General features: G+C 63.8%; 22 protein-coding genes. 6 read left to right on the top strand and 16 right to left on the bottom strand.

Going from position 1 to position 21,391, the window contains the following annotated elements; all coding sequences use genetic code 11:
• Nucleotides 1-36 precede the first annotated feature (36 nt).
• Nucleotides 37-498: a preQ(1) synthase gene (queF, locus tag EJ076_RS17470; RefSeq protein WP_126068728.1), complete on the top strand. Its 462-nt coding sequence runs from the start codon at nt 37-39 to the stop codon at nt 496-498.
• Between the two features lie 8 nt (nt 499-506).
• On the opposite strand, the gene EJ076_RS17465 is transcribed toward queF, so the two are convergent.
• From EJ076_RS17465 to EJ076_RS17440, 6 genes are all read right to left on the bottom strand, one after another.
• Nucleotides 507-1,121 carry a hypothetical protein gene (locus EJ076_RS17465; protein ID WP_126068727.1) on the bottom strand — a complete coding sequence of 205 codons (615 nt, stop codon included), beginning with the start codon at nt 1,119-1,121 and terminating at the stop codon, nt 507-509.
• A 4-nt stretch (nt 1,122-1,125) separates the two neighbouring features.
• Complete coding sequence (locus EJ076_RS17460; RefSeq protein WP_126068726.1) at nt 1,126-1,605, bottom strand: DUF3828 domain-containing protein; 480 nt, start codon at nt 1,603-1,605, stop codon at nt 1,126-1,128.
• A 196-nt stretch (nt 1,606-1,801) separates the two neighbouring features.
• Entirely contained in the window at nt 1,802-2,911 is a 1,110-nt protein-coding gene (locus EJ076_RS17455; RefSeq protein ID WP_126068725.1) for a mandelate racemase/muconate lactonizing enzyme family protein, read from the bottom strand.
• Between the two features lie 98 nt (nt 2,912-3,009).
• Complete coding sequence (locus EJ076_RS17450) at nt 3,010-3,702, bottom strand: B12-binding domain-containing protein (RefSeq protein WP_126068724.1); 693 nt, start codon at nt 3,700-3,702, stop codon at nt 3,010-3,012.
• A gap of 98 nt (nt 3,703-3,800) precedes the next feature.
• Entirely contained in the window at nt 3,801-5,450 is a 1,650-nt protein-coding gene (locus EJ076_RS17445) for an ABC transporter substrate-binding protein (RefSeq protein WP_109663188.1), read from the bottom strand.
• Nucleotides 5,451-5,493: 43 nt separating this feature from the next.
• Complete coding sequence (locus tag EJ076_RS17440) at nt 5,494-7,044, bottom strand: trimethylamine methyltransferase family protein (RefSeq protein ID WP_109663186.1); 1,551 nt, start codon at nt 7,042-7,044, stop codon at nt 5,494-5,496.
• A 91-nt stretch (nt 7,045-7,135) separates the two neighbouring features.
• Here EJ076_RS17440 and EJ076_RS17435 point away from each other — a divergent pair, with 91 nt between their 5' ends.
• Complete coding sequence (locus tag EJ076_RS17435; protein WP_126068723.1) at nt 7,136-8,038, top strand: LysR substrate-binding domain-containing protein; 903 nt, start codon at nt 7,136-7,138, stop codon at nt 8,036-8,038.
• A 76-nt stretch (nt 8,039-8,114) separates the two neighbouring features.
• Nucleotides 8,115-9,989 (top strand): DNA mismatch repair endonuclease MutL, encoded by a 1,875-nt coding sequence (gene mutL / locus EJ076_RS17430; RefSeq protein ID WP_126068722.1) that lies wholly within the window; start codon nt 8,115-8,117, stop codon nt 9,987-9,989.
• Between the two features lie 48 nt (nt 9,990-10,037).
• Here the strand turns inward: mutL and EJ076_RS17425 are convergent, their stop codons facing one another.
• Together EJ076_RS17425 and EJ076_RS17420 are read right to left on the bottom strand one after the other, a co-directional pair.
• A complete protein-coding gene (locus tag EJ076_RS17425) occupies nt 10,038-10,796 on the bottom strand; it encodes a hypothetical protein (RefSeq protein ID WP_126068721.1) in 759 nt (252 codons plus the stop codon).
• 109 nt (nt 10,797-10,905) lie between these two features.
• Nucleotides 10,906-11,799: a DMT family transporter gene (locus tag EJ076_RS17420; protein WP_126068720.1), complete on the bottom strand. Its 894-nt coding sequence runs from the start codon at nt 11,797-11,799 to the stop codon at nt 10,906-10,908.
• Nucleotides 11,800-11,890: 91 nt separating this feature from the next.
• Between EJ076_RS17420 and EJ076_RS17415 the strand changes: the two genes are divergently transcribed.
• Nucleotides 11,891-12,817: a LysR family transcriptional regulator gene (locus tag EJ076_RS17415; RefSeq protein WP_126068719.1), complete on the top strand. Its 927-nt coding sequence runs from the start codon at nt 11,891-11,893 to the stop codon at nt 12,815-12,817.
• A gap of 42 nt (nt 12,818-12,859) precedes the next feature.
• Here the strand turns inward: EJ076_RS17415 and EJ076_RS17410 are convergent, their stop codons facing one another.
• Complete coding sequence (locus EJ076_RS17410) at nt 12,860-13,447, bottom strand: hypothetical protein (protein WP_126068718.1); 588 nt, start codon at nt 13,445-13,447, stop codon at nt 12,860-12,862.
• Nucleotides 13,448-13,572: 125 nt separating this feature from the next.
• Between EJ076_RS17410 and EJ076_RS17405 the strand changes: the two genes are divergently transcribed.
• The gene (locus EJ076_RS17405) at nt 13,573-13,806 is read left to right on the top strand and encodes a DUF2093 domain-containing protein (RefSeq protein ID WP_126068717.1); all 234 of its coding nucleotides are present in this window, start codon (nt 13,573-13,575) and stop codon (nt 13,804-13,806) included.
• Nucleotides 13,807-13,861: 55 nt separating this feature from the next.
• Here EJ076_RS17405 and lpxK read toward each other — a convergent pair whose 3' ends face one another.
• The 6 genes from lpxK to EJ076_RS17375 all read right to left on the bottom strand — a co-directional run bounded on the left by lpxK (nt 13,862) and on the right by EJ076_RS17375 (nt 19,481).
• Nucleotides 13,862-14,887: a tetraacyldisaccharide 4'-kinase gene (lpxK, locus tag EJ076_RS17400; protein WP_126068716.1), complete on the bottom strand. Its 1,026-nt coding sequence runs from the start codon at nt 14,885-14,887 to the stop codon at nt 13,862-13,864.
• Between the two features lies 1 nt (nt 14,888).
• Nucleotides 14,889-16,205 carry a lipid IV(A) 3-deoxy-D-manno-octulosonic acid transferase gene (gene waaA, locus EJ076_RS17395; RefSeq protein WP_109663164.1) on the bottom strand — a complete coding sequence of 439 codons (1,317 nt, stop codon included), beginning with the start codon at nt 16,203-16,205 and terminating at the stop codon, nt 14,889-14,891.
• Nucleotides 16,202-16,993, bottom strand: coding sequence for a lysophospholipid acyltransferase family protein (locus EJ076_RS17390; protein ID WP_109663161.1), 792 nt, complete (start codon nt 16,991-16,993; stop codon nt 16,202-16,204). Before EJ076_RS17390 ends, waaA begins: the two co-directional genes overlap by 4 nt.
• 5 nt (nt 16,994-16,998) lie before the next feature.
• Nucleotides 16,999-17,244 carry a DUF4170 domain-containing protein gene (locus tag EJ076_RS17385; protein ID WP_126068715.1) on the bottom strand — a complete coding sequence of 82 codons (246 nt, stop codon included), beginning with the start codon at nt 17,242-17,244 and terminating at the stop codon, nt 16,999-17,001.
• A gap of 103 nt (nt 17,245-17,347) precedes the next feature.
• The gene (locus EJ076_RS17380) at nt 17,348-18,151 is read right to left on the bottom strand and encodes a 3'(2'),5'-bisphosphate nucleotidase CysQ (RefSeq protein WP_126068714.1); all 804 of its coding nucleotides are present in this window, start codon (nt 18,149-18,151) and stop codon (nt 17,348-17,350) included.
• Entirely contained in the window at nt 18,138-19,481 is a 1,344-nt protein-coding gene (locus tag EJ076_RS17375; RefSeq protein WP_126068713.1) for a TldD/PmbA family protein, read from the bottom strand. The genes EJ076_RS17380 and EJ076_RS17375 overlap by 14 nt, the downstream gene beginning before the upstream one ends.
• A gap of 166 nt (nt 19,482-19,647) precedes the next feature.
• Between EJ076_RS17375 and EJ076_RS17370 the strand changes: the two genes are divergently transcribed.
• On the top strand, nt 19,648-20,064 hold the full coding sequence (locus tag EJ076_RS17370) for a VOC family protein (protein WP_126068712.1): 417 nt from the start codon (nt 19,648-19,650) through the stop codon (nt 20,062-20,064).
• 23 nt (nt 20,065-20,087) lie between these two features.
• Here the strand turns inward: EJ076_RS17370 and EJ076_RS17365 are convergent, their stop codons facing one another.
• Nucleotides 20,088-21,338, bottom strand: a complete 1,251-nt coding sequence (locus tag EJ076_RS17365; RefSeq protein WP_126068711.1) for an FAD-dependent oxidoreductase — start codon at nt 21,336-21,338, stop codon at nt 20,088-20,090.
• Nucleotides 21,339-21,391 lie beyond the last annotated feature (53 nt).

Below are 21,391 nucleotides of genomic sequence, written 5' to 3'. Positions count from 1 at the left end.
TTGTGCTAATGAGCGGCAAATCCAAGGACAACCGCGATGATCGATACCAAAACCCTCACCCAGCTCGGCGCCCACGTCGAGACGCCACAGAGCCCCGAACAAGCGGTCCTGGAGACCGTGCCGTACACACGCGGCGACGGGCCGCCGGCGATCGTGCGCTTCACCTGCCCGGAATTCACCTCGCTGTGCCCGGTGACCGGGCAGCCGGATTTCGCCCATATCGTCATCGACTACGCACCCGATACGCTGCTGGTGGAATCGAAGTCGCTCAAGCTGTTCATGACTTCGTTCCGCAACCACGGCGCCTTTCATGAGGACTGCACGGTGATGATCGGCCGCCGCATTGTGGCGGCAACCAAGCCGCTCTGGTTGCGCATAGGCGGCTATTGGTATCCGCGTGGCGGCATTCCGATCGACGTGTTCTGGCAGACAGGCGCGCCACCGGAAGGCAGTTGGCTGCCTGACACCGGGGTGGCGCCCTATCGCGGGCGCGGCTAGCTCGGCCATCATTCGCACTGATATTGGCTGAGTGCCCATTCGCCGGTCACCGACAATAGGTCCGTGATCTTCCAGTCGCCGTCGACCTTCTTGAATTTCCATTCCAGCCGGTGCGGGTTGCCCGACACGACGAAGGCGACGATGACCTTGGCCTGGTCGCCGTTGATCGCCTCGAGCGTCTTCAGGCTCTTGTCGATCTCGGCCTTGTCAAAATCCGCATTGTCGAGCGCCATGTTGGGGTCGAGGCACTCGCCCTGCCCGGACTTGCGCAAGGCGTCGCTCTTGTCGAGCACGGCTTTCGCCGGATCGATGAAATGGCTGCGCTCTGACGGATCGATCTCCAGCCCGACCTGATCGTAAAACGGCCGCACCACCGCCGTCGGCGAACCCGGCTGGATCGGTGCGGCCGGTGCGGCTTCGGCTGGCGACCATCCAACCGGCGGCGTTGCCGGTTCCACCCCGGCTCCGGGCGCATTTGCAGGGGGCGCCCCGCTGTCGCCCGGCGCAGCGTCGGCCGGGGCGTTTGCCGGCGGCGCACCCAACAGACCTTGGGCGTCGGCACCGCTCAGACCCACCGCCAGCAGGCACATGGTCGACAGTGCCAGGAACAAGCGACGGGCCATCGCATCACTCCGGTGTCTGGCCGGCCATGCATTCCAGCGCGCTGAGCTTCCAGTCGCTGGTCTTGGAGGCGATGTCCGATATCTTCCATTTGCCGTCGATCTTCTTGAGCGACCAGACCATTTCACGTTTGGAATCGTCGCCTTCCGAAAACAGGCTGAAGGACGCTGTAACCTCTGCGTTGTCGCCATCCAGCTTCTCAGACAGTTTCAGCGTTTTCGAGACGGTCTTCTGATCGAAATCCTGGGCGTCGAGACCAGGATCGAAGTCGATGCAGGCAACCTGGTCCGGGTTCTTTTTCGTTGCCTGGTCGTTCAGGTCGAACAGTTTCGTCACCGGCTCGGTGAATCGATCCCGATATTGTTCGTCGGCCTCGAACTTGACCGCCGGAACATAGAAGAACTTCACGGCGTTGGACGCCGGCCCGGCGACGGCGGCCGCCGGCAAGACTATCGAAAGGGCGGCAGCGAGCACTGTCAGTCTCATGCAGAATCTCCGGCTTTTGATGGCTTGAGCCCATCAGTACCACGTATCCTGCATATCGGCTTTTTTGCGGCTCATGAAGTCCTGCAGCGCCAGCCCAAGGCGCGCCACCTGACGTTCTGGAAGTTCGCAAAAGCACTTCCGCGGTTAACTGCCGACGACACCAGCCAGCTACAATTGCCACAAACATCACGGATCCTCAGCCTCCGAAAGCCGCGACAGGCCCCTTGAGCCGGGAGCGCTCAGGTTTGACACCAAGCCCTGGCATCTGCGGGACGCGTATATGCCCGTTTTCGATAACGACGGGATTTACGGGGTCGATATGCCCTTCGATGTATTCCTGTGCGATCCAGGCGCCCTCGAAACGTCTCGGCTCGACGGTAGCTGCGAGATGCACGCATGCCGCGGCGATGACGTCCCCGCCCCAGGCATCGTCGCAGCTGTGCGGAAGAGATCGTATCGCACACAGGTCGCGGACCGTGACCATCTTGGTGAGGCCGCCAAGGCGGGTGACCTTCAATCCGAATCCGTCCGCGATATCTGAAGAAACTGCCCGTAGGACGGCATTCAAATCCTCGGCACTCTCATCGAGGTAGACCGGATGGGTAACGCGTCCCTTGAGGCTCGCAACTTCCTCCATGGTGTTGCAAGGTTGTTCGAACACAAACGGGATTGTCGGGCAAAGCCGGTCGATGTGCAGCGCCGCCGCGGCGGTGAGGCCACGATTGGCGTCGACGGCTATCCGGGCCGTGAAGCCAACCGCTTCCCATACCTTGTGCACGGTGGCGACGTCTTGCTCGAGATCCCGTCCGCCTATCTTGATCTGAAGGCGTGGGTAACCGGCCTTGACCTTGTCGACGGCAATGCGCGCCGTCTCGTCCGGTGCACCGACAATGGTCGAGTAGTAGGACGGCACACGATCGGTGAGCGCACCGCCCAGAAGTGTTGAAACCGGGACGCCCAGCCGCTGGCCGGCGAGGTCGAGGAGAGCTATATCCAGGGCCGCCTTGGCATAGTTGTGACCGTTCAACCGCTCGTCCATTCTTTTCGCCAGGCGGCGCATGGACGTAGTGTCCTCGCCGACGAGTCCAGGCGCTATTTCGGCAATTGCCGCTCTCGCACCCAGAGCATGTTGGGGCTGATAAACAGGGCCGACCGGGCAAGTCTCACCCCAGCCTGACAGCCCGTCCTCGGTGGTCACTTCAACGAGCGTGCTGTCCAGATCCTGCACGGTATCGCTGGCCATCCGGTAGGCACCGCCTTTGACAGGCAGATGCACCTGATAGACTTTGATCGACTCGATACGCATACGGACCTTAGCCCCCTTCGAGCCAAGCGATTCTGGCCATCTCGCCATTCCAGTGCATGACGGCGCTCTCGGTCACAAACTTGGGCCGACTGCCGTGCTCAAGCCCGCACATTGTGCTTGCGCTTCATGTAGTCCTTGGCGGTCTCGACCGCCACCGCGGCGTCGCGGCAATAGGCGTCGGCGCCGACGGCCTTGCCGAATTCCTCGTTCAGCGGCGCGCCGCCGACCAGCACGACATAGTCGTCGCGGATGCCCTTTTCCTTCATCGTGTCGATGACGACCTTCATGTAGGGCATGGTCGTGGTCAGCAGGGCCGACATGCCGATGATGTCGGGCTGATGCTGCTCGATCGCATCGAGATACTTCTCGACCGCATTGTTGATGCCGAGGTCGATGACGTCGAAGCCGGCGCCCTCCATCATCATGCCGACGAGGTTCTTGCCGATGTCGTGGATGTCGCCCTTGACGGTGCCGATGACCATCTTGCCCTGCTTGGGCGCGCCGGTGGCGGCGAGCAGCGGACGCAGGATGAACATGCCGGCCTTCATCGCGTTGGCCGACAGCAGCACTTCCGGCACGAACAGGATGCCGTCGCGAAAATCCTCGCCGACGATGCGCATGCCTTCGACCAGCGCCTCGGTCAGCACCTTGTAGGGCACCCAGCCGCGCTCGAGCAGGATGTTGGTGCCTTCCTCGATCTCTTCCTTCAGCCCGTCATAGAGATCGTCGTGCATCTGCTGCACCAACTCGTCGTCGGAAAGTTCGGAAAGGATGATCTCGTCGTCGGACATTTTGCTGCCTGCGCGAATTGCTGCCAGTGTTTCACGGGCCGCCGGCACCTTTTGTGATGGGCGCCGGCAGCGTTTTCTTGCAAGTCTCGGGAATTATATCAGGCGTCGAGCCAGACGCTCTGGAAGTCCATCTCGTAGGTCTGGTGCATTCCGTAGTTCTTTACCTTCTTGTTCATGTGGCAGTAGAGCTTCTGCCAGAAGGGCTGGATGATGACGCCGGAATCCTGGAGGATCTGCTCGACGTCCTTCATCACCTCCTTGCGCTTGGCGGGATCGGCCAGCGAAAGCGCCTGCTTGAGCTTGGCGTCGAAATCCGGGTTGGCATAGGCGGTTTCGTTCCAGGCCTCGCCCGAGCGATAGCCGAGCGCCAGCACCTGGACGCCAAGCGGGCGCATGTACCAAATCGTCATGGAATAGGGATACTTCGTCCAGTCGTTCCAGAAGGTCGAACCCGGCAGCACCGTGCGCTTGACCTTGATGCCGGCATCGCGCAACTGGCCGGCGATCGCATCGCCGGTGTTCTTCTGCCATTCGTCCTCGACAGTGATGAGTTCATGCTCGAAGTCGGCCTGACCGGCATCCGCCATCAGCTTCTTGGCGGCGGCAGCATCGCGCGTCTTCTTGGGCAGCGGATAGTATTCGGGATGGATCGGGGCGACGTGGTGGTTCTCGCCGACCGTTCCGAGCCCGGCGTAGCCGAGTTGCATGACGGCATTGTTGTCAACGGCCATCTGCAGCGCATTGCGCACCCGCTGGTCGTCATAGGGCTTGTGGGTGATGTTGGTGCGGGCAACCAGCGTCGTCGCCGTCGCCACCTCCGATTTCACCAGATCCATCTTATCCAAGGCGTCGATGAAGTCGGCCGGCGTTTCGAAATCGAGGTCGATCTCGCCAGAATCGAAGGCATTCAGCGTGGCGTTGAAGTCGGTGCCGTAGTCGATGAACTCGACACCGTCGAGCGGCGTTTCGCCACCCCACCACTTGCCGTTCTCGCGACGCTTGACGACCGCCTTCGTACCCACTGCATAGGACACCAGTTCGAAAGGCCCGGTACCGATTGGCTTCTTGATCGGGTCGGCGCCATCCTTGTCGAAGTCGCGATGCACGACCAGAGCCGGATAGTCGGTGAAGCCCGGTATGATCGCGATGTCGGGTTCGGACAGCTTCAGCTTGACCGTCTGGTCGTCGACTTTGGTGATGGCGCCATCCTTGGCCTTGCCGGTCTTTGTGTCGATCAGCGCGCCGACGCGTGCCGCCATGGAGTTGCCGGAAGCACCCTTCTCGCACCAGCGGTTCAGATTGGAGACCACGTCATCGGCGTTGAAAGCATCGCCATTGTTCCAGGTGACGCCTTTGCGCAGATGCAGTGTGTATTCGGTGGCGTCGTCATTGACGTCCCAGCTTTCGAGCAGGACCGGCTCGAAAGTGAACTGGTGCGTGTAGCGGACCAGCGGCTCAAGCCAGGTCCGGGTGACGTTTGCCATTTCCGTCCAGTCATAAGTGCGCGGATCCTTCTGTGCCTTGACCGACATTGCGACACGCAGCGTTCCGCCCTTTTTCGGTTCATCGGCCAGGGCTTTTGTTGGCGCAGCGAGGCCAATCATGCCATAGGCGAAAGCCGTCGAGGCGCCGAAGGCGCTTGCCAGCGCCAGGAATTCGCGCCGGTCCATCCGGCCCGCGCGCGTCTCTTTCGCCATTGTCTCGATAGCACTTGGAACGCGGTCGCCATTGCTTCTGAAGAGCGTCATGTTTTCCTCCCTTGGTGGTTCCGTCAGGTCTTCGCCTGTCTTATCAACTAACGCTGTCCGGCAGTTTTTCCTCACGCCGCGCGATCAAATCCTTGAGACCCTCGGCGATGCCCTCGTCGAGCTTCGGCTCCTCATAATCGGCCAGCATGTTGCGCGCTTTCTCGCGACCGCGCGTGTCGTGGTCCTTTGCGCCTTCGGCCTTCCACTGCTCGTACGAATTGAAGTCCATGATGCTGGGCATGAAGAAGGCGGACTCGAAATGTTCGAGCGTGTGCTGGGTACCGAGAAAATGGCCCTGCGGGCCTACCTCGCGGATCGCCGCCATCGCTTCCTTGAAATCGTCGAACGGCAGCCCGCCGGCATATTTGTACCAGCCGATGAGCTGTTCGCAGTCCGTCGCGAATTTCGAATAGCCGCAGGTCAGGCCGGCCTCGAGCCATCCGGCGGAGTGCCAGATGTAGTTTGCGCCAGAGAGTATGGCGGCATGCATCAGCATGTTAGACTCGTAGCCGGCCTGGGCGTCGTTGAGCTTCGACCCGACATGGAAGCCGGACGTGCGCCATGGCAGCCGGTATTTCCGCGCCAGCGCTCCCATGAGATACATCATCTGCGCGGCCTCCGGCGTGCCGCCCATGGGGGCGCCGGTCTTCATGTCCACAGTGACCATGAACTGTCCGTAGATCTGCGGCGAACCCGGGCGCAGCAGTTGCGTGAAGGCGACACCGGCCAGCGCTTCCGCATTGACCTGCGCGACCGCGCCGACTGCGGAAGCCGACGTCGAGGCGCCGCACAACGCGAAGGGCGCCAGGATCAGCGGCTGGTTGCTCCGCGCATACACCTTCATCGCATCCAGCATGGTGGCGTCCCACACCAGCGGCGAGTTGCAGTTGGTGATCGACACCAGGACCGGGTTGTCGCGGACGAACTCCTCGCCGAACACGATGCCTGCCATCGCCATCGTGTCTTCCGCTCGCTCCTTCGAGGTGACGATGCCCATGAACGGCTTATCGGAATACTTCAGCGCCGAATGGATGATATGGAGGTGACGCTTCGGGACCGCGATTTCCATTGGCTCGCAGATGACCGAGCTCGACGAGTGCAGCGCCGGCGCCATATAGGCGAGCTTGTGGAAATTGTTGAGGTCGGCGAGCGAGCCGTAGCGCCGGTTATTGTCAAGGTCGCGCACGTAGGGTGCGCCATACATCGGCACGAAGATAGAGTTCTTGCCGCCGACGCGGACGGTACGATCGGGGTTGCGGGCATTGAGGGTGAATTCCGGCGGGACCTTCGAGACCAACTCCATCAAGAGCGCACGGTCGATGCGAACGCGCGTCTCGGAGACATCGGCTCCTGCGGCCTTCCACAGGGCGATCGCCTCGTCGTCGCGGAACTCGCAGCCCACCTCTTCGAGGATCAAGAGCGATTCCTGGTGGATCAACTCCACCGCCTCGTCAGGGACCATCTGATAGGCGGGAATCTGGCGCACCAGCGTCGGGAACGAGACTATGGGCGCGCCCCGTATCGCCTTGCGCCCCAGGCGGCCGCCGCTTCTGCGATTTGCGTGTTCGGTCACTGCAACGGCCGGTGCATTCATGGCAACTCATCCTCCAACTGCCCATCAACTTAGCGAGACGAAATGTAGCTGTGACGCTGGAAAATCCTGATCTCTTGTATAAACTCTCCTTATGCGAAGCCTACGCCATCTCCTGCCCTCCGCCGGCAGCCTGATCGTCTTCGAGGCGGCCGGCCGGCTGTCGAGCTTCACCGCCGCCGGGCGCGAGCTCGGCATGACGCAAGCGGCTGTGTCCTACGCCGTGCGCGGGCTGGAAGAACAGCTCGGAGCCCAGCTATTCCAGCGCCGCCACCGCCAAGTCGTCCTCACCGAGGCCGGCGAGCGCTTCCACGCCGACGTCTCGCTCGGGCTGTCGCATATCCGCAAGTCGGCGGAAGATCTGCGCCTGCAGGCGACCGGCGGCCATGTGACGCTGGCCGCCTCGACCGCATTCGGCTCGTTCTGGATGATGCCGCGCCTGCAGCAATTCCGCGACGAACTGCCGGGCGTTGATCTGCGCATCCAGACCGCCGACCGCGATCTCGACATCATCGCCGAAGGCATCCCGCTCGGCGTGCGCGGCGGCGTGCCGCGCGACTGGCCAGATTATCATTCGCTGTCGCTTGCCGACGAGGAGATCTTCCCGGTGGCGGGCCCCAGTTATCTGGCGAAGTTTGGGTTGCCGGAGACCGTCGCTGAACTTGCCATGCACCGGCTCATCCATCTCGAGGAGCCCTACCGCGAGGCGCCGAACTGGGACGAATGGTTCGCGGCAGCCGGAACCAGCCTCCGTAATGCCGAGCGCGGGTTGCGCATCAATGACTATGCCTTGGTGATTCAGGCGGTCATGGAGGGACAAGGCATCTCGCTCGGCTGGCGGCATCTCGTCGAGCGCCTCGTGGCATCAGGACTGTTGGTGCCGGTGACGGATCATGTGCTGAGGACCGGCATCGGATTCTACGTCATCTGGCCAAAGAACCGCGAGCTCAGCGACAATGCGCGGAAGGTGAGGGATTGGCTGGTGGCGCAAGCGTAATCCATGCCGCGAACTGATCCACCGCTTTCGCGACTATGCCTCTCCCGCAAGCCCCGAATCCGCCTATAGTGCCGCCATGCCCATCCGCCAGCTTTCCGAAACGATGATCAACCAGATCGCCGCAGGCGAAGTCATCGAGCGTCCGGCAAGCGTGGTCAAGGAACTGGTCGAGAATGCGCTCGACGCCGGTGCTTCACGCGTCGAGATCGTCACATCAGGCGGCGGACTGAACCTGATCCGCGTCACCGATGACGGCTCAGGTATCCCCGAACCGGAACTGTCGCTGGCGATTGCGCGTCACTGCACCTCCAAGCTCACCGAGGATATCAACGACATCCGCTCGCTCGGCTTCCGCGGCGAAGCGCTGCCGTCGATCGGCTCGGTGTCGCGGCTGTCGATCCGTTCGCGTACGGCCGCCGGCGACAGTGCCGCCGAGATCGGCATCGAGGGCGGCCGCGTCTTGCCCGTCAGACCGGCGGCGGCCAATCGCGGCACCACGGTGGAGGTGCGCGACCTGTTCTTCGCCACGCCGGCCCGACTGAAATTCATGAAGGGCGAGCGCGCCGAGAGTTCGGCGACCAGCGATGTGATCAAGCGCATCGCCATCGCTTTCCCCGCCGTGCGCTTCACGCTGGCCGGTTCCGACCGCTCAACGCTGGAACTGCCGGCGACGGACGACAGTGCGGCAGGCAGCCTGCGTCGCGTCGCCCAGGTGATGGGTGCCGATTTTCCCGACAATTCCATTGCCATCGAGGCGATGCGCGAAGGCGTGCACCTGACCGGTCACGTGTCGATCCCCTCCTTCACCCGCGCCAACGCGCTGCAACAATATGCCTATGTCAACGGCAGGCCGGTGCGCGACAAGCTGATCGCCGGCGCCATTCGCGGGGCCTTCGCCGACGTTTTGCCGCGCGACCGCCATGCGGTGACGGTGCTGTTCCTGTCGCTCGATCCGGCCATCGTCGACGTCAATGTCCATCCGGCCAAGGCCGATGTCCGCTTCCGCGATCCCGGCCTCGTGCGCGGGCTGATCGTCGGCGCCATCCGCCAGGCGCTGGCCGATTCCGGCATCCGCGCCGCCACCACGGGTGCGGCCGGCATGATGGCGGCCTTCCGGCCCGGTGCTGCATCTTACGGCCACGGCGGCCCGGCAAACGGTCACCGCAGCTACGACGCGGCCTACCGCGCGTCAGGTCCGTCCGGCTTCGATCCGGCCCGGTCGCCGCAGCGGCCGTTCGACATGGGTTTCGAGGGCGCGGGCTTCGAGCATCGTGGTTTGCGTGAGAACGAGCAGGCGGCGTTCGATGCCGGCCCGCTTGCCAGCGCCGATGTGCGTGCCGGGCAGGATGAGGCGGCCGAGACGCTGCTTGGCGCGGTGCTGGGCGCTGCGCGCGCCCAGGTGCATGAGAACTACATCGTCGCGCAGACCAAGGATTCGCTCGTCATCGTCGACCAGCATGCGGCGCATGAGCGCCTGGTCTACGAAGCGCTGAAGAATGCGCTGCATTCGCGCCCCGTGCCCTCGCAGATGCTGCTTCTGCCTGAGATCATCGACCTGCCGGAAGAGGATGCAGAACGGCTTGCGCTGCATTCGGAAACACTGGCCCGCTTCGGCCTCGGCATCGAGCGCTTCGGCCCGGGCGCCGTCGCAGTGCGGGAGACGCCATCGATGCTCGGCGAAACGAATGTCCAGCAACTGGTGCGTGACCTCGCCGACGAGATCGCCGACAACGACACGGTCGACACGCTGAAGGAACGGCTGGACAAGATCGCCGCGACCATGGCCTGCCACGGCTCGGTGCGTTCCGGCCGCCTGCTCAAGGCCGAAGAGATGAATGCATTGTTGCGGCAGATGGAGGCGACGCCCGGCTCCGGCACCTGCAACCACGGCCGCCCGACCTATATCGAGCTCAAGCTGGCGGATATCGAAAGGCTGTTCGGACGGCGCTAGGCGTGTCCTGGTTGTCCAACCGCCCACTGCAAGGCTGGGTACGCTGCGTCATTTCCTTTGCTGATACTTCCCAGTCGCACGGTTGAAGACGTAGTCCGTGGTGTGGCCGGCGCCACCGCCGCGAAAATTCACGGAAATGATGTCCTTGCCACGCTCCACCCCTTTCTCGACGTTCATATAGATGGACGTCATCAGCATGCCCGCATCGCAATCATCTTCATCGAAGGGGATTTTCTGCACGACCTTGCCGCTGTTCTTTTTGATGACCAGCATTTTCGTCATGCAAATGCCAGAGCTGGTATTCACGTAAACGCCGGAAAATCTGGCGGCGGCGGTCTCAGCCCAGAACGGAATCTCAACGGTCCCGTCGATCTTTGCCTCGCCCGTATCGTCCAGGCTGGCGACTTTCCTGAGGACAACCGGATATGCGTCCGCGCCCTTGCTCCAGGTCCCTGTTGCGCCGCTTTTGCCGACGTTGAGAGAAAACGGGCATCCGGTGATGTCGACGGGCGTTTTCTTCCCTATGGCCAGCACCCGCTCGAATTCCTTGTCGTCCGCAATCTCGCAAAGGGAGACGCTGGTGCCACTGATCTTGCCGTACACCGCTATCGGGATTTGCTTGGCGTCGTAGAAATAGTTCCCCTCGACCGTAATCCCGCTGCCGAAACTGTCATACCTCTGCAACGACAGATGGACTGGTTTGGCCCCGATCGACCCTTCGTAATTTTCGACCTGATACCAACCCGCGAAGGCTTCCCCGGTCAGCAGCAAAACGCAAAAGAGTGTCGATATGAAGAGTTTTCCCATTCCGTCCCCCAGCGAATGCAGCTCACCATAGCTGTCCTTGCCCTGGGTGTCTGTATGCGGGCGAAGGCGGTTCTCGCTTTGAGTCCGCAAACAGCTCCAGCCTTTTGTTTTACCTCTTCAAATTCACCACTATGACGCCGCCCAGCGCCAGCGCGCCGCCGAGGATGCCTAGCAGTGTCGGCACTTCGCCCAGCCAGAAGAAGCCGATCAGGGCAGACATGGGCGAAACAAGGTAGAGGAAGTTCGAGGCACGTGCCGCAGGCAGGCGCGACAGCGCGGTCGCCCAGGCGGCATAGGCGATCAGGCTGGGCACGATGCCGAGAAAGATCACAGCGCCGAGGCCGGCGGTGTTGGCAACCGCTGCCTGCGCAAAGCCGCTCGGCAGGAAGGGCGACAGGCAGAGCGCACCGAGCACCATGTTCGAAGCCGAAATGGTCAATGGATGGTGGCGGGCAAACAGCGGCTTCTGGACGATGGTGTTGACGGCCGAGCACAAGGCCGAACCAAGCACCAGGAGAGCGCCGGCATTGAAATGCAGGCCATGCCCGTCGGCCATGGCGATGACGCCAATGCCGGCGAAGGAAATCATCGTGCCGGCCCAGGCCATGCCCGAGAAGCGTTCGCCGAGCAGCGCCATTGCCATGATGGCGGTGAAGATCGGGCTGACATTAATGATGAAGCCGGCGGCACCGGCCGAGACGGTCAATTCGCCGAAATTGAGCATTACGGTGTAGAGCGCGACGAAGATGGCCCCGCCAAAGACCAGGCGCCACACTTCGTCCAGCCTGGGCAGCGCCGGGCGCTTGACGGCGAGGAAGATCGCCGCCGGCACGGCGGCAATGGCAAAGCGCAGCGCACCCAGTTCCAGCGGTCCGAAGGCCGCGAGACCGGCGCGGATCGCCGGAAAAGCAGAGGCCCAGCCAACCACAGTCAGCGCCACCGCGATGGCCGCCGTGGTGTCCATCCGCTGTGTCGAATTCAACGTGCCCGTCATCGCACTCATCTCACCACCCTCGTGTTCTTCGGTCTTGAAAGGCAGAAAACGCCTTTTCGAGCCGATTGACAAACGACCAAATCAAGGATCACCTGTGACTATGGATCACAGCTCAGACACAATGGTGCCGCTTGAAACGCTGCGCGCCTTCGACGCGGCGGCGCGGACAGGCAGCTTTTCGGCCGCGGCTGAAAAGCTCAATATCACCCACGGCGCGGTCAGCCGGCAGATCGCCAAGCTTGAGGACTGGCTGGGATTGAAAGTGTTCGATCGCGGTGCGCGCGGCGTTTCGCTGACGATCGAAGGCAACCGGCTGCATTTGCGTACAGCGGAAGCTTTCGCGCTGATTTCCAGCCATTCCGACCGTTGGGTCGAGCCGCGCGGCACCGCCGTGGTGCGGCTGACCTCGATCCCCTCGGTCAGCGGGCTGTGGCTGATGCCGCGCATGGCGGCGCTGGAGAACAATCCCTCCAAGCTGCGCATCGTGCTCGATGTCGACATCCGCCAGGCCGACCTTGCCGATGAGGGTATCGATCTCTCCATCCGCTGCGGCCGCGGCGGCATTCCGGGCCGTATCTCGGTGCAGCTTTTCGAGGAACATGTCTTCCCCATCGCCTCGCCGGAGCTTGCCCGCGAGATCGGCCGCGGCGACCCTGCCCGGCTACTCAAATTTCCGCTGATCAACGATTCCGACGCGTCGGCCTGGCGCGCCTGGTTTGCTGCGCAAGGCATGGACTACCGCCCGCGCCCGCAGGACCGCCGCTTCGAGGACTACAATCTTGTGCTCGACGCCACCGCCTATGGGCTCGGCATCGCGCTGGCGCGTCCACCGCTGACCGGGCATCAATTGAAGTCGGGCCGCATCACTCCCGTCGACGAACGCACCGCGCTCAATCCGGTGTCCTACTGGCTCGACCGGCCGATGGGACGGCCGCGTGCCGCCGCGGCGGAACTGGCGCGCCGTATCGCGGTGCAGGCCGGGCTGGCGCCGGAAAAGATCGAGGCGTTCATTGAAGCCGAGCGATAGGCCTTCCGCCCGGCATATCTCGAGAACCAGCCGATCCGAAATTCAGCGAAGCAACAACAGAACAAACCCAAGGATCACGGTTCCCAACAATCCGGCCATTGTCGAAACGAAGCCTATCTTCACCAGCAGGCGCTCGGGGTTCGGCGCCGCACCATGGGATTGATTCGCCGGCCTGTGCCGGCCCGTCGGCGTATTCAGGGCGGCAGCGCTGCGCGGGACCGGAGCCTGCGGCGGGATAAGCGACAGCAATGACAACCCCGCAACCCGGGAGGGGGCATTGTCATTGGCCGTTGCCGAAGGCGGCAAGACGGCTCGTTGCGTTTCGGGTTCAGGCGTTGCCTTTCTTGCCACGACCGTTGCCAACGCCGCTTCTTCCCCCGTCTTGAGCTGGGCAAGATAGGCCTCGACGATGCCAGCCGAGGCGATCTGCTGCGATTTGACGGCCATCGGCGCCGCCGGCAAAGCCAACAATGCCGGTGCTGCTTGTTGCGCAAGCATGGACGGCGCAGGCGGTTGGACCAGAGCCTTGACCAGTGCCGCCATGACTGGATCGGCCTTTGCCAACGGCACGGCTTGCGGCGTCATCGCTTCCCTGGATAAGGCGGCAAGGCGAGTGGAGGAAATGTCCATAGTGCCCCGACTTCAGCATTTTTCTCCCCAACAATAGGGGGTCAGCATTGTCTCAGGCTTGTCGCATGCTTGACCTCGCCGGGAATTTATGGCGATGAAATCCCCATGAACCTCGGCGTCCCTGCATGATGAACCGTTTCGAAGGCCCCGGCGGCAAGGAAGCCCGCATCCGCTACCTCGATGGCGACTTCCAGGTTACCAGCCCCGGCGCATTTGTGCGCTGCGCGGTAACAGGCGAAAGCATTCCGCTCGACGAGTTGAAATACTGGAGCGTTGCCAGGCAAGAGCCCTACATCAACGCCACCGCATCGCTGCGCCGCGAAATCGAGGCGCATCCGGAGCTGCGTAAGCGGGGCTAGTTGTTTTGACGCAATTCCGGACGGAAAACCGTTTCACACTTTTCTTGGAATTGCTTTAGCCCTTCAGCTTACGCTGGCGCCAGGCATCGAGCGTTTCGCCGATGATGCGCTCGGGAACATTGTCGAGCTCGAAAACCGTATCGATCTCCAGCACCTCGAGCCGATCGAGAAAGTCCTGTGAGGCGCCGTGGCGCAGCCGGGCGGCGTCCTTGGCCGTGGTGATGAGGCCTAGGCCTTCGGCGCGTGCGGTCGCCGCCAGTTCGGCAAGCTCGTCCTCGGCATAGAAATGATGGTCCGGAAACGGCCGCGTCAACGCCAGTTCGCCGCCGGCCTCGCGCACGGTGTCGAAGAATTTCTCGGGATGGCCGATACCGGCGAAGGCGAGGAACCGCTTGCCTGCAAGCCCTGCCTTACCGTTTGGCTCGGTGTGGGCCTCGAAGATCGGCCGGCCGGCGCGTGCCGCCTGGCGGACCACGGCGTCGGCCGCGGTGCCCTCGCCCATCTTCAACAGCCCGCTGGTGAAGACCAGTTGGTCGACGACCCTGGCGCGGAGCGGACCGCCCGGAATGACGCGGCCATTGCCGATCCCATAGCGCGCATCGACGACGACCAGCGCGTAGTCGATGTGGATGCGGGCGCTCTGGAATCCATCGTCCATGATCAGGAAATCGCAGCCATGCCGTTCCAGCAGCAGCCGGGCGCCGGCGGCGCGGTTCGGCGTCACCGCCACCGGCGCGTGTTCGGCGAGGAGCAGCGGCTCGTCGCCGACATGCTTGGCGCTGTCATGATGGGCATCGACAACATGCGGCTCGGCGAACGAGCCGCCATGACCGCGCGACAGGAAGCCCGGCTTGAGATGCATGCGCTTGGCCTGTTCGGCGAGCGCGATGGCCACCGGTGTCTTGCCGGTGCCGCCGACCGTAAAATTGCCGACGCACAGAACCGGTGCCTCGATCTTCTCGCGCTTGGCCCGCCGCATGCCGCGGCCGGCGACGGCCGCATAGATGGCCGATAGCGGCGACAGAGCCAGGACCCGCCAGTCCGGCTCTTCCCACCAGAATGGTGGTGCTTCGGAAGCCACGCTAGCGCCCGTTAGCGCCCTTCAGGCGCGACTTAACGACCAGCGGCTGGATGTAGGGCTCAAGCGATTTCAGCGTGCGCGCCAGCGCACCGCGCATCTCGTCGACGGTCGCCACGCCCGCCGCCATCATCTCGTGGCGCGCCACTTCGTTGGTCAGGAGGAAATTGACGGCGCCGGCCAGCATGTCGCGATCGCGCACCAGCTTGGCGCCGCCGCTGTCGAGCAGACGCTGGTAGGCCTCGCGAAAATTCTGCACATTGCGCCCGGCAAGAACCGCCGTGTCGAGCATGGCCGGCTCCAGCGGGTTCTGGCCACCCTCGGAGGTCAGCGAGCGGCCGACGAAAGCGATTTCCGTCAGCCTGAGATAGAGCCCCATCTCGCCGATCGTGTCGCCAAGCAATATGTCGGTATCGGCAGTGATCCTGTCGCCCTTGCTGCGCCGCGCGACCTTCAGGCCCATGCCGGAAATCTGTGCCGCCAGCGCCTCAGCGCGATCGGGGTGACGCGGAACGACGATCGTCAGAAGACCGTGGTGACGCTTGTGCAGTGTCGCGTGGACCTCGGCAGCGACCACCTCCTCGCCGTCATGGGTCGATATCGCCGCCCAGGTGGGGCGCGCGCCGATCTGCCGCCGCAGCGTCGCCAGCACCCGTTCGTCGACCGGCGGCGGCGACGTGTCGACCTTGAGGTTGCCCGACACCGTCACCGGCCGCGCGCCGAGCGCCAGAAACCGCTCGCCATCGACATCCGACTGCGCCACCACATGAGCCAGGTTCTCGAACAACGCCTCGGCGATGTTGGCCCGTTTTTTCCACGACTTGAACGAGCGGTCGGACAGCCTGCCATTGACCAGCACCTGCGGCACGCGGCGCGCACCAAGCTCGAGGATGGTCATCGGCCAGATCTCGGATTCAGCGATGATCGCCAGATCCGGCTGCCAGTGATCGAGGAACCGGCTGACCGCCGGCTTGAGGTCGAGCGGCACATATTGGTGGATGATGCGATCGCCGAGCCGCTCGTCGGCGACCTGCGCCGAGGTGACGGTGCCCGTCGTCAGTACGATGTTGACGCCATAGTCGAGAATGCTCTCGACCAGCGGCACGACGGCTATGGTCTCACCGACGCTCGCGGCATGGATCCAGATCACCGGCCCTTCGGGGCGCGCGCGGCCGGCGACGCCATAGCGCTCGCGGCGGCGGTAACGGTCTTCCTTGCCGCGCGAGGTGCGCCAGGCAACATAGGGTCCGACCAGCGGATAAGCGGCCGCACCCGCGAAACGGTATGCCGACAGCATGGCTCGCGCCCAGCGACCGCTCATCGCGGAGCATCCACGAGACGGTAGGCCTCGGCGGTCGCGGCATTGAGCGCGACGGTCACTTCCTGACGCTTGCGCTCCATTTCGGCTTCATCGGCGCCGGCCGCCACGAAGATCGGCGTGCCGATAACGATCGACGAGCGGCCGAACGGCAGGTTGATGGTGGTCTTGTCCCAGCTCTTCTCCAGCACCTTGCGGCGGCTGGTGGTGATGGCGACAGGCAGCAGTGGCCGACCGGAGAGCCGTGCCAGGAGAACGATACCAAGCCCTGCGTCTCGCGGCGTACCGTGCGGAATGTCTGCTATCATGGCGACGTTCTTGCCGGCACCGAGCGACTTTTTCAGGGCGATAAGTGCTTTTGCCCCGCCCTTGTCGAGGTGCCTGGCATTTTCTCGCCCACCCGAGCCGCGCACCGCTTCGATGCCGAATTTCTCCAGCATCAGCGCGTTGAGCTCGGCATCGGCGCTGCGTGACACCATGGCGACGAGCGGCTTGCGCTTGGGGTAGTAGGCTGGCGTCAGCAGATGCTGGCCGTGCCACAGGGCGATGATGCCAGGCTCGAACTCGGTATAGGCCCCGCCCGAAAACCGCGCCGATCCTTCGACGAGGCGATTGGTGAGGCGCACGAACCGGACGAACTGGGCGAACAGGCTGGCGATGGCGTTCTTGACGAATCGCGACTGCGCCAGCGGTTGGCGAATCTTGCGCCAGAAGGCCTTGGTCGTGCGGCTGCGTCCCCTGCCCGTGGGCGCGGCCTCGTTCGCTGGCCCTTTCGCCAGATCATGCTCCATCGAGGTCAACCGGTAGCCTTGTTGTCGGGGTCGAGCAGGCGATGCAGATGAACGACGAAATAACGCATGTGGGCATTGTCCACGCTGGCTTGCGCCTTGGCTTTCCACGCCGTGTGCGCGGATTGATAGTCCGGATAGATGCCGACGATGTCGAGCCCGTCGAGATCGCGGAAATCGGTGCCGCCAAGCTTCTTCAGTTCGCCACCGAACACCAGATGCAAAAGCTGTTTCTTTCCGTCTTCCGCGGCCATGTCGGTCCTTCACATATCGTGAGTTTGTGACAGGTCTAGACCAAAGCCGCCGACTTTGGAACCTTTAGAGCGAGATGAATTCACCTCGCTTAGGAAAACGCTTTCACGCATCCAGCCCGGCGATGACGCCGGCGAGCACGGCCAGCAATTCACCGCTGCCGGCGGCAAGCGCGCCGTGGCGGGTCACCTCGCCGGCATAGAGCGGAGCGCGGCCGTGCTGGTCGAGCAACTGGCCGCCGGCCTCGCGCAGGATGAGATCGGCCGCCGCAATGTCCCAGTCATGCGCGTTCGGTTTGACGAAAGTGGCATCCAGCGCGCCATTGGCAATCATGGCCAACCGATAGGCGAGCGAAGGGCTGTAGGGCGCCCGCTTCAGCCGCGCCTGCCATTCGGCCGGCATCAGGTCGGTCAACTGCTTCAGTCCGGAAATCTCGGCCGTATCCGCCAGCTTGCGCACCGCGATGCGTTTGCCGTTGCGGAAGGCGCCCTGGCCGGGCAGCGCCCAATAGGTCTCCTCCATCGCCGGGCATTCCAGCACGCCGGCCAGGGTGCGGCCTCGCTCGACAACGGCAACGCTGACGCACCAGGTGCGCAGGCCTTCCAGGAAACCGCGCGTGCCGTCGATCGGGTCGACGACGAAGGTGCGGCGTGCCGAAAGCCGAACCGGATCGTCGACTGTTTCTTCCGAAAGCCAGCCATAGTCCGGTCGCGCTGCCAGCAGCGTTTCGCGCAGATAGGCGTCGGCGGCATGGTCCGCCTCGCTGACCGGCGATGTGCCACCCTTCATCCAGACTTGCGGCTTGTTGCCGAAATAGCGCATGGCGATGACCCCCGCCTCGCGGGCGGCATCGCGCAGCAGCGGCAAGTCTTCGGTGGCCCCGGCAGTGGTCAGGTCATGCTCCGGCAAGGGTCATGCCTTCGATCAGGAGCGTCGGTGCCGCGGTGCCGAAATTGCGGTCGAGATCGCTCGCAGGCACCATGTTGAGGAACATGGTCTTCAGGTTCGAGGCGATTGTGACCTCGGCGACCGGATAGGCCAGTTCGCCATTCTCGATCCAGAAGCCGGACGCGCCACGGCTGTATTCGCCGGTGACCATGTCGACACCCTGGCCGAACACCTCGGTGACGTAAAAGCCGGTCTTGAGCGATTTGATCAGCTCTTCCGGCGACCGCTCGCCAGGCTCTATGGCGAGATTGGTGGAGGATGGCGTCACGGAAGAGCCGCCGCGCGCGCCGCGCCCATTGGTGGTCAGACCAAGCTCGCGCGCGGCCGATGTCGACAGGAACCAGTGGTTGAGCACGCCCTTCTCGACCATGAACAGCTTTTCGCCCTCAACGCCTTCGCCGTCGAACGGACGCGAGGCCTGGCCACGCCGCCGGAGCGGCTCGTCGGTGACGGTGATGGCGGACGCGGCCACCTGCTTGCCCATCATGTCGCGCAGGAACGACGTCTTGCGCGCCACCGAGGCGCCGTTGATGGCGCCGGCAAGATGGCCGGCGATGCCGCGCGCGACGCGCGGGTCGAACACCACGTCGATCGGCCCGGTCGCCGCCTTGCGCGCGCCAATGCGCCGCACGGCGCGCTCGCCGGCCTTGCGGCCGATGTCTTCGGGCGCGTCGAGGTCGGCAAAATGCTGGCGCGAGGAGAATTCATAGTCGCGCTCCATGCCGGTGCCCTCGCCGGCAATGACGCTGGCCGAGCGCGAGAAACGCGAGCCGATATAGTGGCCGAGGAAGCCGTGCGAGGTGGCCAGCACCAGGCCACCCAGCCCCGCACCGGCGCTGGCGCCGGCCGAATTGGTCACGCCCTTGACGGCAAGGGCGGCCGCTTCCGCCGCAAGTGCCGCCTCCTTCAACTGGTCGGCCGACACTTCGGTGGTATCGAACAGGTCGAGATCGCGCGTCTGTTTGGCGAGCAATGCCGGGTCGGCCAGCCCCTGATAGGGATCCCGGGGCGACACTTTCGCCATCGCCACGGCGCGTTCGGCCAGCACCTTCGGATCCGAGGCCGCCGTCGCCGAGACACTCGCCACCCGACCGCCGACGAAAACGCGCAACGCGACATCCTCGCTCTCGGACGATTCGGTGCCCTCGACCTTGCCGAGACGCACCGACACCCCGGTCGAGCGGCCGCGCACGGCCACCGCGTCGGCGGCATCGGCGCCGGCCTTCTTGGCAGCCTCGACCAGAGCCGCGACGCGGTCGGTCAATTTTGCTGCGTCTGATATATCGGTCATGCCTGAAATCCTGCTGGTGCGGCCGGCGTCTGGCCGTTGTCCACCCATCTATTGTTCCGGTCCGGCTTGTGCAATGGCATAGGCTTCAATCAAAATGCGGGACGACGGTTCAAATCGCGAACCCTGTGACGCAAAATCGGTCCCCAGCCTGCTCGGAGCATTTTCGATGACACCCTTCCATCTTGCCTTTCCGGTCCGTGATCTCGATGAAACCCGCGTTTTCTATGGCGAGGTGCTGGGCTGCGCGATCGGGCGTTCGTCAACCACCTGGGTAGACTTCGACCTGTTCGGCCACCAGATGTCGGCGCATCTGCGGCCGCAGGCCGCACAGGCTCCCAGTGACGGCAAGGTCGACGGCATCACCGTGCCGATCCCGCATTTCGGCGCCGTGCTTTTGATGGACGACTGGCAGCGCCTGGCGACGCGGCTGGAGGCGCGCGACGACATCGATTGGCTGGAACGGCCGATGGTCCGCTTCAAGGGCGAGCCCGGCGAACAGGCGACGCTGTTCATCCGCGACCCCTCTGGCAATGCCTTGGAATTCAAGGGTTTTCGTTCTCTGGAGCAGGTTTTCGCGCACTAAACCAGGACGCAGGCACCGATTGATCAGCGACCGAAACGATCCACTGCAAACGGTGCGACGCGCGCTGGATCGCCGCGTCCGCCGATCAGGTCGGCGACCAGCCGTGCCGTGATCGGGGCCAGCGTCAGGCCGAGATGGCCATGACCGAAAGCATGGATCACCCGGGAACTGCCGCGCGAAGGGCCGATGACCGGCCTGGAATCGGGCAGGGACGGCCGGAAGCCGAGCCATTCCGATGAAGGCGGGCCGAGCTTGGGGAAGAATTGCCTGACGCCACGATCGAGCAGCGCCAGCCGGCGCGGATTTGGCGACGCGGCAAGCCCGCCGAGTTCGACGGTGCCGGCGACCCGCAACCGGCCGGCCATCGGCGTCATGTAGAAACCGAGATCGACGGGGCAGACCGGCCGTGTCAGCAACGGAGAGTCGGTCTGGAATTCCAGGTGATAGCCGCGCTCGGTCTCGAGCGGGATCCTGTCGCCGGCCTGCGCGGCCAGCGCGCGCGACCGTGCACCGGCGGCAATCACCACCGTGCCCGCCTTGATGCTGAAGCCGGGGCCGCTGAGCCGGACAGCGCCGGTCTCGACCTGCAGCCCGGTGATCGTCGCTTGCCTCACCGAGGCGCCACGGCCGGCCGCAGCACCGAGCAGTCGCCGCATCACCGTTGCCGGATCGGTCACATTGATCGAGTCCGGAAAATACAAGCCATGCGTTGCAGTCGCCGGCAGGCCCGGCTCAAGTGCCGCCACCTCTTGCGGCGTCATGATCTCCTGATGAATGCCGAACCCGGCGCGCATGGCCCGGCCGCCGGCCCCGGCGGCAAAATCACTTTCGCGGCGATAGAGGTAGAGGCAGCCATTGCGGCGCAGCAGATCCTCCAGGCCGGCCGCCCCAGCCATTTCCTCCCAGGCCGGCAAGGCGTCGGCCAACAGTCCGGCAAGCGCCAGCGCATTGGCCCGGGTCGCCGCCGGCAGCGATTGCCGCATGAACCGGACCAGCCACGGCGCCAACTGCAGCAGTGCCGGCCAGCGCAGCGAAAACGGGCTGTCGGGATCGAGCAGCAGCTTTGGCAACGCGCGCAGCACGGCAGGCGTGCCGACCGGCATGCAAGCGTATTCGGCAATCGTTCCGGCATTGCCTGATGAGGCGCCGGAGCCCGGCTCATTGGGGTCGATGAGCAACACTTCGCGACCGTCCGCTGCAAGGCGGAGCGCCGTCGCCAGCCCGACCACGCCAGCGCCGACAATGGCGATTTCGACTGTTTCAGAAGCTGACAATGTTGGATCTTCTTGTTTGACCATGATCTTGTCCGAAAACCGGCCCCCACTTT

The organism is Mesorhizobium sp. M7D.F.Ca.US.005.01.1.1, from assembly GCF_003952545.1.
GTDB classification, from domain to species: domain Bacteria; phylum Pseudomonadota; class Alphaproteobacteria; order Rhizobiales; family Rhizobiaceae; genus Mesorhizobium; species Mesorhizobium loti.
The sequence above is the reverse complement of the archived record's forward strand: the minus strand, read 5'-3'. Positions and strand labels throughout refer to the sequence as shown.